The sequence below is a fragment of the Streptomyces thermolilacinus SPC6 genome, assembly GCF_000478605.2.
GTDB classification, from domain to species: domain Bacteria; phylum Actinomycetota; class Actinomycetes; order Streptomycetales; family Streptomycetaceae; genus Streptomyces; species Streptomyces thermolilacinus.
The window spans coordinates 6,046,723-6,058,124 of sequence record NZ_ASHX02000001.1 but is presented as its reverse complement, the minus strand read 5'-3'; the positions used below and the strand labels follow the sequence as shown (position 1 = coordinate 6,058,124).

The window sequence follows — 11,402 nt, the reverse complement described above, 5'->3', positions numbered from 1 at the left end:
GTCAGTCGCGCCGCAGCAGGGCGCAGACGAAGTCCTCCTGCAACGCGCGTGTACGGGCGAGGAGTTCGGGGTCGAGCGGGATCTGGCTGGTGGCGGTGAACGTGAGGGAGCGCGTGCCGTCGGGTGTCGCGGCCGCGAGCTGGGTGTAGCCGGGGGTGTTGCCGGTGTGGCCGTACACCACTCCGCAGCGGGTGGTGTAGCGGAACAGCGCCAGTCCCGCGTCGTTCGCGCCGGGGCCCGGCGGCTGCGAGGCGCCGCCGGGGACGAAGGTGCGCTGGGCGCGGCGGGTCGCCTCGGACAGGAGCGCGCCGGAGGCGTGGGCGCGGATGAAGGTGCCGAGGTCGGCGGGGGTGGAGACGATGCCGCCCGACGCCCAGCTGCCGGACGCGCCGATGGCCTCGCTGACGTCCTCGGGCGGGGCGGGCGGATCGACGGCGTACCCGTGCAGGTACGGCTCGGGCAGTCGGTGGCCCTGCGGCAGGTGCGTGTCGCGCAGGCCGAGCGGCCGGTACACGAGCTCCTGGAGAAGGTCCTCGTAGCGGCGGCCTGTGGCGGCCTCGACCATGAGCGCGACGGCGATGTTGTCGGAGTTGGAGTACGCGTAGCGGCTGCCGGGCGTGAAGCGCAGAGGCTGGTCGGCGACGAAGTCCAGGAGGCGGCGCGAGTCGAAGCGGTGCCGGGGGTTCTGGTTGAGGATCGCCGCGAAGCGGGGGGAGGCGCTGTAGTCGGGCAGGCCGCTGGTGTGGTTGAGGAGCTGGCGCAGGGTGACGCGGTGCCAGGCGGCGGGCAGGGCGGGCAGTACGCGCCCGATCGTGTCGTCCAGGCGCAGGCGCCGTTCGTCGACGAGGCGGAGGGCGACGGCGCCGCTGAACGCCTTGGCGACGCTGGCGATCCGCATGTGGTCCCCCGTCCGGGGCGGGCGGCCGGTGCGCAGGTCGGCGACCCCGGCGCGGTACACCTCGGTACGGTCCTGGCCGTCGGTGCCTTGCGCGGTGCCGTCGCCGGTGCTCCGGCGGGGGGCTTGTCCGGTGCGGGGGCCGGTGCGGTGGAGGACGACGATGGCGCCGGGCGGGCCGCCGGGGGCGGCGACGAGCTGTTCGAGGCGGTGCTGAAGGGTGTCGTCCCGTACGGGGGCGGCGGCGTACGCCGGGGCGGGGCCGAGCGCGGGGGCCACCGCCGCCGCGAGGGCGAGGGCCGTGGCGGCGGCCGTCCGGGCGGCGGTACGGGGGCGGGCGGGGCGCGTGGGCACGTCTGACCTCCTGGCGGCGGCACACCGTGGCGGGGCGCGACGGTGTGGCTGCCTCCACCTTCGGGCGGCGCGGCGACCGGGGCCCGTCGTGGTGCTCCATCCGGAACGGACGGGTCAGCGGACGGCGGTACGGCGCCGCGCCGGCGGCCGGGCGCTCGTCAGTACTGTCCGGTGTCCACGACCTCCGTGATCTCGGCCTCCGGGCCGACCGCCACCGTGACGCGGGTCCACAGTTCCCGCAGCCGGGTCAGCATCCGTTCGGCGCGCTCCCGCTCGTCGAAGTCCAGGTCGATCATCACGCGGCCCGGGTCCTCGACGGGCCGCATCACGCGGTAGGCCCGCACGCCCGCGGCGCCACGGCCCAGCGGGTCGCCGTCGAACGCCTGCTTCCACGCCTCGTAGTCCGGTACCGCGTGCTCGATGCGCAGCACGTACATCGCCCGCTCCTCTCGTCGGCCCCCTCTTCCAGTCGAGCACCGGACGGCCCACCGTGCGCGGCGGCCGCGCACCGGTCCGGACGGGCGGCCGGGCCGGGACCGGTGATCCGGGGCCGAGACCGGTGATCCGCCCGAGACCGGTGATCCGGGCCGAGACCGGTGATATAGCCGATGCCTCCCTCGCCGGTCCACCGCCACAGTGACTCCGCCACCCACCGGCGGGTCACCCACCCCCGGGGCGGTGCGCCGCCGCCTGCCGGCCGCGCGCCCGCCGCCCCGGGGTCCCGCCAGACGACGGAGAGGACGACTTTGTCGTGCACCAGCACCCCCACACCCAGCGCAGGACCCGTTCACTGAGCAGCGCCCTCGCGGCGGTCGCGGTTCTCGTCGGCATCGGACTCGGGCCGACGCCCGGCGCGCACGCGGCGGACAACCCGTACGAGCGCGGCCCCGCGCCGACCAACGCCAGCATCGAGGCGGTGCGCGGGCCGTACGCCGTCTCGCAGGCCACCGTCTCCTCCCTGGCCGTGACCGGCTTCGGCGGAGGGACGATCTACTACCCGACGACCACCAGCGACGGGACGTTCGGCGCCGTCGCCATCTCCCCCGGCTACACGGGCACCCAGTCGTCGATCGCCTGGCTGGGCCCGCGCCTCGCCTCGCAGGGGTTCGTCGTGTTCACCATCGACACCAACACGACGCTCGACCAGCCCGACAGCCGCGGCCGCCAGCTCCTGGCCGCGCTGGACTACCTGACGCGCGTCAGCCCCCTGCGCACCCGCGTGGACAGCACCCGCCTCGGGGTGATGGGGCACTCCATGGGCGGCGGCGGCAGCCTGGAGGCGGCCAAGAGCCGTCCGTCCCTCCAGGCCGCCATCCCGCTGACGCCGTGGAACCTGGACAAGACCTGGCCGGAGATCCAGACGCCGACGCTGATCGTGGGCGCCGACGGGGACAGCATCGCGCCGGTGTCCAGCCACGCGGAGCCGTTCTACGAGAACCTTCCGTCGTCGCTGGACCGGGCCTACCTGGAGCTGAACGGGGCCTCGCACTTCGCGCCGAACTCGTCGAACACGACGATCGCGAAGTACAGCATCTCGTGGCTGAAGCGGTTCATCGACAACGACACCCGCTACGAGCAGTTCCTGTGCCCGCTGCCCCGGCCGAGCCTCACCATCGAGGAGTACCGGGGCAACTGCCCGCACCAGTCCTGACCCGGGGCCCTCGGGCCTCCCACCCTTCCGGCGGCCGCGTACTCCACGCGGCCGCCGGCCGTGCGCGGGCCGGTGACCGTGTGCGGGGGTGGTGGCCGTGCAGGGGGACGGGACCGTGTGCGGGGACGGTGGCCGCGTGCCGGTGCGACGGGCGTCCGGCGGGGCCGTCGAGCGGCTGGGCAGCGGCACACAGTCCGCCGCAACCGGCTGGGCACCGGCCCAACGACGGGAGTTCCCGCAGGTCGGGGGCGGCGTGCGGAGAGCGGAGGCCGCGTGAGCGGCGACGGACGGACGGCTTCCGGGACGCGGCGGGTATCGCTACCGTCCCGGGAATGACCGTACAGCCGACCCTCGAACGGCGTTCCCGTCCGCATGGCCGGGACGCGGAACTGCGGTCCGTCGCCGCCGTACTGGACGCCCCGCGCCGCGGCGGTTCCGGGCTGCTGGTACTGCTCGGCGACCCCGGCATGGGCCGCACGGCGCTCCTGGACCACGCGGCGGCCTCCTTCACGGGCGGCCCCGTCGTACGGGTGCCGGCGGCACCGGGCGACTGCCGGGTACCGGGCGGCGGGCTGCGCGCCTTGTGCGACGCCCTGACCGCGCGCGGGACGGTGCGGCACCCGGCGGCGGAGGAGGAGCCGACCGGCGCCGCCCTGGCCGACGCGCTGCGGGCCGCGTCCGCCGACGGGCCGCCGCTGCTGTGCGTGGACGACGCGCACGTGTGGGACGAACGGTCCCGGCGGGCGCTCGCCGCCGTACTGCGCGGGGTGCCCCGGACGGGTCCCGTGGCGGTGCTGGTGACGGCGCTGCGGCGGCATCCGGGGAGCAGGGACTTCGCGGGGCTCCCGTCCGTCGTCCTCGGGCCGCTGTCGCGCCGCCCGGCCGGGTGCGTGGTGGACGACCTGGCGGCCGGGCCCGTGGACGCCTCCGTACGGGAGGAGCTGGTGACCGAGGCGGAGGGGAACCCCGCGCTCCTCGCCTTCCTCGCGGAACGCCTCTCCCCCGCGCGTCTGGCCGGGTGCGTGCCGCTGCCCCGGCCGCTGGTGGACACGGCGGCGCTGAGACGGGTGGTGAGCCCGGCGCCCGACGAACTGCCGGACGAGGTGCGGGCGTTGCTGCTGCTGGTCGCCGCCGCGTCGGAGGACGACACGGCGGGCGGCACGGCGGGCGGCACGGCTGATGCCGCGCTGGTCCGGGACGCGGCGCGAGGGGCGGGGCTGCCGGGGGCCGTGTTCGCCGCCGCGGAGGCCGCGGGCCTGCTCGTCTGGTCCTCGGGCCGCGTCGGCTGCGCCACCGTGCCGCTGCGGCGGCTGGTGTACGAGGAGGCCGCGCCCGCCCGGCGGCGCGCGGCGCACGGGGCGCTCGCCGCCGCCCTGGGCGGGGCCCGGAACCCGCTCGCCCGCCTGACGCACACCGCGCTGTCCGTGCAGGGACCCGCCCCCCGGCTTGCCGCGGCGCTCGCCGCCGAGGCGGCGAGGGAAGGCGCCCGCCACCCGCACCACGAACGGTCGGCGGCGCTGGCCCGCGCGGCGGAGCTGACCACCGGGACGGGGGCGCGCGGCGAGCGCCTGGTGGCGGCGGCCGAACAGGCGCGCCTCGCGGGCCTGCCGCGGCGGGCGAGGGAACTGCTGGCGGCGGCACGGGCGACGGGCGGCCACGACGCGGTGCGGGGCCGTGTCGAACTGGCCTCGGGGGTCCTGGCGTCGGACGACGGCCCGGTGGTCGACGCGTACGAGTCGCTGTGCGCCGCCGCCGCGCTCCTCGCCCCGTACGACCCGGCCCGGGCCATGGCCGCGCACCTGGCGGCGGCGGACGCCGCGTGGGCGGCGGGTGACGTGACGGCGTGCCTCGCGTCCCTGGACGCCGCCGCTGTCCCCGCGCCCTGCGGCAGCCCCGCGAGGCCGGACGGTTCGGCGCCGGAGGCCAGGGCTGCGGGTGGCGCGGCTGCGGCTGGCGCGGCCGCGCGCAACACCGCTGTGAACGGCCCGGTGGCGGGCCCCGTCGCGGACGGCCCCGTCGCGGACGGCCCGGTCTCCGGCGGCCCGGTCGCGGGTGGTCCTGCCGCGTGGCGGGGCGGGGGCGGTGACGAGTACCCCGCCGGTTTGCGGGCCGCGCTGCGGGGGCGGCTGGACCTGGCGCGCGGGCCTCTGCGGCGGACGGTCGAGCGGGCCCGGTCCGGTGGCGCCGACCCGGCGGGCCTGCTGCGGGCCGGGGCGGCCGCGCTGGTCGTCGGGGACGTGGCCGCCGCCTGCCGGGCGAGCGCGCGGGCGGTCGCCGCGGCGCGGGCGTCGGGCTCGGCGGGGTTGGAGCCGCGGGCGCTGGAGTACCTCGCGTACGCCGAGCTGCGGGCGGGCCGGCACGGGCGGGCCCGCGCCCACGCCGAGGAGGGGCTGCGGGCGGCGGGCCGGGCCGGGCAGCGGAACGTCGCCGCGCATCTGCACGCCGTCCTGGCGCTGGCCCTGTCGGTCGAGGGCGACGAACCGGGGGTCGCCGCGCACGCCGGGCACGCGATGGACAGCGCGCGGCGGCACGGGCTGGCGCAGGCCGCGGCGCTCGCCCAGTGGGCCTCGGCGCGCACGGACCTGAGCCGGGGCCGCGCTCCGGAGGCCGCCGCCCGGCTCCGCCCGGTCGTCCGGCCGGTGGTGCGGGGCGGGCACTTCGCGGTGCGCGTACTGGCCATCCCCTGCTACGTGGAGGCGACGGTCCTGGCGGGGCAGGCGGGGGCGGCGCGGTCGGCCGTCGAGGAGTTCGCCGTGTGGGCCTCGCTGGGGGCCGATCCGCAGGCGCCCGCCCTGCTGGCCCGCTGCCGGGCGCTGCTCGACCCGGCGGGCGCGGGCGACTGGTACGAGCGGGCGCTGCACCGCCACGAGTCGGTGAGCGGCGAGTTCGAGCGGGCCAGGACCCTGCTGCTGTACGGGAAGTGGCTGCGGCGGCAGCGCCGCCCCCGCGAGGCCGGGGACCGGCTGCGGGAGGCGCTGGTGGCGTTCGAGCAGTGCGGCGCCCGGGGCTGGGCGGAGATGGCCGACAGCGAACTGCGGGCGTCGGGCAGCGCGCCGCGCAGCCGGCCCGAGGGCGGCCTGGCGCGGCTGACGGCCCAGCAGATGCGCATCGTCCGGCTAGTGGCCGACGGCGCAACCAACCGGGAGGTGGCGGTGCGGCTGTCGCTCAGCCCCCGCACGGTCGACCACCACCTGCGCAACGTCTTCGCGCTGCTGGGCGTGCGGTCCCGGGTGGACCTGGCCCGCATCGTGGACCGGGCGGACCCGGCGGACGCCGCCGCACCGGCCGTACCGGCTGTGCCGGAGCTGCGCGTGGAGCCGCCCCGCGCGCACCCGGGGGACACATCGGGACACAGCGCCGTCCGCACGGCGGGCTGACCCGCACGGCAGACGGGACTTTGCGGACAGGAAGCCTCGACCGACCGGACGGTATGCCATTCTTCCAGGGGCGGCGGGGCCGGCGTGGGCCCCGCACTCACCGGCCTCGGGGAGGGACACGATGCGCGATGCCGTACGGCCGCGTGCCGCGGCGCCGATGCCGACGAGGCCGCCGTCACCGTCACCCTCGCCGCCGCCGGAGGCGCGGGCGCCGCGTCCCGCGCGGCGCCCGGCCCGGAGCGGCGTGGACGGCGGGGCGGCCCGGCGGGTGCTGCACCGGTCGGCCCGCGCCCTGCTGGACGACCTGCCGGACCTGACCGACCGTCTGGTAGCCGCCCTACGGGAGCGGGAACCGGCGTACCGGGCGGCGCTGGAGAGCGAACCGGGCCACATCTGGCAGGAGGCGCACCAGTCGCTGCTGCACGGTGTCGCCTCGCTGCTCGACCCGCGCGCCGCTCGGGAGGAGGCGCGGCGCTGCTCGTGGCGGACCGGGGCCGCGCGCGCCGAGCGGGGCATGCCGCTGGACGCGCTGCTGCACGCGTTCCGGCTGGGCGGCTCCCTCGTGTGGGAGGCGCTGGTCGAGGAGACGACCCGCCGCTCCCCCGACGACGTACGGCTGTTGGTGCACGTCGCCGGGGACGTGTGGGACTTCGTGGACGAACAGTGCGCGCTGGTCGCCGACGCATACCGGCGGGTGGAGCGGCGGCTGACGTGGCGGCACGAGAACCGGCTGCGGCTGCTGGCCGCGGCGCTGCTGGACGGCACCACCCGGATCGCGGACCTGCCGGACGCGGCGGCCGCGCTGGGGCTGCCGGAGCGGGGCCGGTACGCGGTCGTCGCCGTCGGCGGGCGCCTCCCCGCCGGCCCGGACGACCCGCCGGAAGGACCCGCCGCGGCGCCCGGCCCACACGTGCGCTGGCACACCGGCGCGGACACCGAGTACGGCATCGTCCTCCTCGACGGCGGGCACCACGAGCCGGACGGCCGCCGACCCGACGGCGAGCACCACGACGACACGGACGGCCGCCGCCCCGCCGACGGACGTCCGCGGGGCGGCGGGCGCGGTGTGCTGGCCGCGCTCGCGGCTCGGCTGGGCGCGGCTCCCGGCGTACGCGTCGGAGTGGGTCCGGCGGTGGAGGGCCTGGCCGCCGTCGGGGACGCGCGGCGGCTGGCGGACACCGCGCTGCGCCTGTGCCCGGAGGACGGCGGGACCGTCCTGCTGGAGGACCATCTGCCCGCCGCCCTCGTCGCGTCGTCGCCGGATCTCGGCGCGGCGCTCACCGAGCGGGTGCTCGGCCCGCTGCTGCGCCTCGACCCGGCCGAGCGGGACCTGCTGCTGGACACGCTGGCCGTCTGGCTGGAGTGCGACGGTTCGGCGCGCCGCGCCGGTGCCCGCCTGTACTGCCACCGCAACACGGTCCTCAACCGGCTGCGCCGCTGCGAGCAGTTGACGGGCCGGTCCCTCGGGCGGCCCGCCGACCTGGTGGAGGTGGCCCTCGCCCTCAGCGCCCGGCGCCTGCTGTCGCACCGCCCGGGCCCGCGCCCCCGCACAGGCCCGTAGACCCGCGCGGGGGGGCGCCGCGTACAGCACGTCCGCGCGGAGGCGGCGCCCGCCGACCGGACCCGGGCCGCCGAACGGCGGCCCGGGAGGTGGTCGTGCGCGCTACCGCTTCAGCGGGTCCGCGGAAAGGAGCGGCCCGGGCGCGGCCGCCGAGGGCAGCGCCGTCAGCGCGGGCGCCGCCGTGCGGGCGGACGGGGCCGCCTTCGGCGTGGGGGCCGTCGGGGCACCGGCGAGAGCGCCCTCGACGTGGCGCATCAGCGCGTGGTCGATGGCGTGCGGCTCGGGGTAGCCGTGGTCGCCGATGCGCTGGTACTTCATCAGGTTCATGCCGAGCGCGACCTGCCGCCGCCCGTCCTCCGAGGACAGCGCCATCGTCCCGGCGCCGAACACCCCGCCGTCGTGGCCCCAGTACCAGCGGCCGTCGGACAGCTTCGTCGTGTAGAGGCCGAGCCCGTAGTGCATGACGACCTCCTCGCCGGGCGGCGCCTCGTAGGTGGGGACGGTCGTCTTCATCTCGCGCAGCTCGGCCGGGCCGATGAGACGGCCGGTGAGGAGCTGCCGGTAGAAGGAGTTGATGTCGTCCATGGTGGAGACGAGGTTCCCGGCCACGCCGCCCCAGGACATGTCGTAGACGCTGTAGTCGCGCGGCGGGTCGATCATGCCGTACATCGACTCGTACATCTTCGAGTGGGGACCGGTCAGGTAGGGCGTGCGCGGGAAGTACGTGTGGCGCAGCCCGGCCTTGCGGATGACGTTGCGGGTGATGTATCGCTCGGGGTCCTGGCCGGTGACCTCGCGCAGCAGCTCGCCGATGATGAGGTAGTTGGTGTTCGAGTAGCTGTACGTTCCGCGCGGCTCGGGCGACGGGGCGGCGAGCCCGAGGCGGATCAGCTCCTCGGGCGCCCAGTGCCGGAAGCGGCCCGCGTCGAGGGCCTTGGCGGGGTCCTCCACGATGCCGGGGAACGCCGCGGCTATGTGGTCGCCGAGGCCGCTGGTGTGGTTGAGCAGCATCCGCACGGTGATGGACCGGCCCTGCTCGCCGGGCACGAGGCCGGGCAGGTAGCGGCCGATGGGCGCGTCCAGGTCGATGCGCCCCGCGTGGACCTGCTGGAGGACGGCGACGGCGGTGAACGTCTTGGTGATGCTGCCGACGCGGTGCTCGAAGCCGGGCCGCACGGGGCGCTTCGTGTCGGTGTCGGCGATGCCGGAGGCACCGCGCCAGTGCGCCGAGCCGTCGCGGACGGCGGAGTACGTGCCGTACATGCCGGCCTGGCGGATCGCGTCGAGCGAGGCGCGCAGGGCCTCCCGGTCGAGGCGCGGGCCGTGGCGCTCGGCGACGGCGGCGGCCGGCGCCCCGGAGGTGCCGGGTGCCGCCTGGGCGGGCAGCGTGCCTGCGGCGAGCGACAGCAGGACGGCGCTCGACGTGACGGCGGCGAGGCGCAGCCCGCGGCGGGCGGGGCGCGGCGAGAGGTCCATGGGCACTCCTGCGGTGGTCGGTGCGGGGCACCGGCCGGTGCCCCACCCCCATCCTCGGGGTGCCCGACGGGCCCGATTCTCCTTCCAAGGAAGGAAGTTGCGCACAGGAAGCCATGACATTTGTCAGACGGACGGCCTACGCCCCCGGTGGCACCGGGCCTTGCCACGCGCCCGGCCCGCCCGCGCGCCGGACCCTCCAGCGCAACCGGCCCACCGGCACACCACGGTCACGCCGCGAACACGCCGCGGCCCCCGGCGGATCGTGTCCGGCGGGGGCCGCGGCGTGGCGCGGGGCGGGGTTTCGCCGCCCGTGGCGGTCAGTGGCGGCGCAGCGCCAGCCGCCCCAGAAGCCCGCGGCTGCGGGTGGTGCGGCGCCGCCGCGTGTCCATGGCGGCGCGGCGGGCCGAGTGGATGAGCCTGCGGCCCTGCGGACTGCGGCTGAACCTCTTGATGCGTCGGATCAGTTGGGACATGACACCTCCTGTGTGCCGGTTCCGGACGCGGACGGCGCGTCGCGCCGGTCCGGGCCTTTCGTGTCGGAACTCGTGTGCCCCGCCGGGCCGTTCCCATGTGCGCCGCTACGAGGCGGTTCCTCCGCCGTGTGGCCGACGAGGCCGCGCATGGCCTCGGCTGCGCGCACGGCGGCGTCCCCGCAGCAGTTGTTGAACAGGACGTGGACCTCGGTGGCCCGGTCGGCGTGCGTGCGGACGCGGGGCAGCCACTCGCGCAGTTCACCGATCGTGTAACCGTGGCGGAACCGGTCCTCCTTGGTGCCGGTGCCCCAGTCGCGGCTGCGGCCGTGGAACCGTACGACGGAGAGCGCCCGGGAGGTGACCGGCACGTCCGGGGTGAGCGACCCGGCCAGGCCGGGGGCCGTGTCCACGGCGACCGATGCCATGCCGAGGCCGCCGAGGAGCGCCGCCGTACCCGCCCGCTCGGCCTCCGCCCACCAGCCGGGGTGGCGGAACTCGACCGCGAGCCGCCAGCCCTCCGCCCGCACCCGGCACTCCTCCAGGAACGCGCGGACGCGCGGTCCTGGAGCCGCCCACGGCGGCAGCTGGAACAGCACCGCGCCCAACCGGCCCGCGTCGCGAAGCGGTTGCAGGGCCGCGGCGAAGCGGTGCCACACCTCGTCGAGGAGCGCCGGGTCGGGGGGCGTGCGGCGCGTGCCGCCGTACCGGGCGAGCGCGGGCCGTAAGTCGGCGGGCAGCGCCGCCGGTCGGGTCGGGTGGCCGGTGAGCAGCGAGAACGCCTTCACGTCGAAGCGGAAGCCGTCCGGTGTGCGCTCGGCCCAGAGCGCGCTGTTGCGGGCGCTGGGCAGGCCGTAGTAGGTGGAATCGACCTCCACCAGCGGGAATTGGTCCGCGTAGTGCCGCAGCCGCCCCTCCGCGTCGCGTCTGCCGCGCGGGTACCAGCCGCTGGAGACCAGCGCGGGGTCCGTCCACGAACACGTTCCGATCATGATGTCGCCCATGGCGTGCGCCTCCCCTCCCAGGCGTTCGTCGCCCTCGCACACGTACGGCCGAGCCCTGTACGGGCCGTGGGGGGGGCGGGCCCCGGTCGCGTGGACGGCGCGGCCGGGGCCCGGGGTCGGCTGGGCAGCGGGGGCGTTCAGTCGGTGGACAGCGCCTCCAGGAGGTCGCCCACCTTCGGTTCGGGGAGCGACCGGGCGACATCGGCCTGGGCGACGATGCCGACGAGGGTGTGGCCGTCGATGACGGGCAGTCGGCGCACCTTGTGCTGGGTCATCGTGCGCAGGATCTCCTCGGCGTCGTCGTCGGCGCCGATGGTGACCGCCTCGCCCTGGGCCAGCTCACCGGCCTTGCAGGTGGCGGGGTCCTTGCCCTTGCCGAGGACCTTCACGACGATGTCGCGGTCCGTGAGCATGCCCTTCAGCTTGTTGTCGGTTCCGCAGATGGGCAGGGCACCGACACCGAGTTGCGTCATCTTCTTCGCGGCGTCGAGTACGGTCTCGTTCTCGCCGATGCACTCGGCGCCCTCGGTCATGATCTCTCGTGCCGTCGTCATGGTGCGACGATCCCTCCTCCACGTCTGTCCTTGCGCCCGACCCGTCGGCGTCGTGGCCGG

The 11,402-nt window shown here is 76.9% G+C and carries 9 protein-coding genes; 3 read left to right on the top strand and 6 right to left on the bottom strand.

The features are described from left to right. Window position 1 precedes the first annotated feature (1 nt). Window positions 2-1,249: a serine hydrolase domain-containing protein gene (locus J116_RS26320; RefSeq protein WP_023590074.1), complete on the bottom strand. Its 1,248-nt coding sequence runs from the start codon at window positions 1,247-1,249 to the stop codon at window positions 2-4. Window positions 1,250-1,407: 158 nt separating this feature from the next. Next, the gene (locus J116_RS26315; RefSeq protein ID WP_023590073.1) at window positions 1,408-1,686 is read right to left on the bottom strand and encodes a hypothetical protein; all 279 of its coding nucleotides are present in this window, start codon (window positions 1,684-1,686) and stop codon (window positions 1,408-1,410) included. 314 nt (window positions 1,687-2,000) lie between these two features. Here J116_RS26315 and bdeA point away from each other — a divergent pair, with 314 nt between their 5' ends. The 3 genes from bdeA to J116_RS26300 all read left to right on the top strand — a co-directional run bounded on the left by bdeA (window position 2,001) and on the right by J116_RS26300 (window position 7,838). Next, on the top strand, window positions 2,001-2,900 hold the full coding sequence (bdeA, locus tag J116_RS26310; protein WP_023590072.1) for a bis(hydroxyethyl) terephthalate hydrolase: 900 nt from the start codon (window positions 2,001-2,003) through the stop codon (window positions 2,898-2,900). 332 nt (window positions 2,901-3,232) lie between these two features. Then, window positions 3,233-6,277 carry an AAA family ATPase gene (locus tag J116_RS26305; protein WP_023590071.1) on the top strand — a complete coding sequence of 1,015 codons (3,045 nt, stop codon included), beginning with the start codon at window positions 3,233-3,235 and terminating at the stop codon, window positions 6,275-6,277. Between the two features lie 121 nt (window positions 6,278-6,398). Then, window positions 6,399-7,838 (top strand): PucR family transcriptional regulator, encoded by a 1,440-nt coding sequence (locus J116_RS26300; RefSeq protein ID WP_028964551.1) that lies wholly within the window; start codon window positions 6,399-6,401, stop codon window positions 7,836-7,838. Window positions 7,839-7,940: 102 nt separating this feature from the next. Here the strand turns inward: J116_RS26300 and J116_RS26295 are convergent, their stop codons facing one another. The 4 genes from J116_RS26295 to J116_RS26285 form a co-directional block, all read right to left on the bottom strand. Next, window positions 7,941-9,314 carry a serine hydrolase domain-containing protein gene (locus tag J116_RS26295; RefSeq protein WP_023590069.1) on the bottom strand — a complete coding sequence of 458 codons (1,374 nt, stop codon included), beginning with the start codon at window positions 9,312-9,314 and terminating at the stop codon, window positions 7,941-7,943. 317 nt (window positions 9,315-9,631) lie between these two features. Then, window positions 9,632-9,787 (bottom strand): hypothetical protein, encoded by a 156-nt coding sequence (locus J116_RS30215; RefSeq protein WP_023590068.1) that lies wholly within the window; start codon window positions 9,785-9,787, stop codon window positions 9,632-9,634. Beyond that, window positions 9,775-10,788, bottom strand: a complete 1,014-nt coding sequence (locus J116_RS26290; protein ID WP_023590067.1) for a DUF72 domain-containing protein — start codon at window positions 10,786-10,788, stop codon at window positions 9,775-9,777. The genes J116_RS30215 and J116_RS26290 overlap by 13 nt, the downstream gene beginning before the upstream one ends. Window positions 10,789-10,925: 137 nt before the next feature. Then, a complete protein-coding gene (locus J116_RS26285) occupies window positions 10,926-11,342 on the bottom strand; it encodes a CBS domain-containing protein (protein WP_023590066.1) in 417 nt (138 codons plus the stop codon). Window positions 11,343-11,402: the final 60 nt, after the last annotated feature.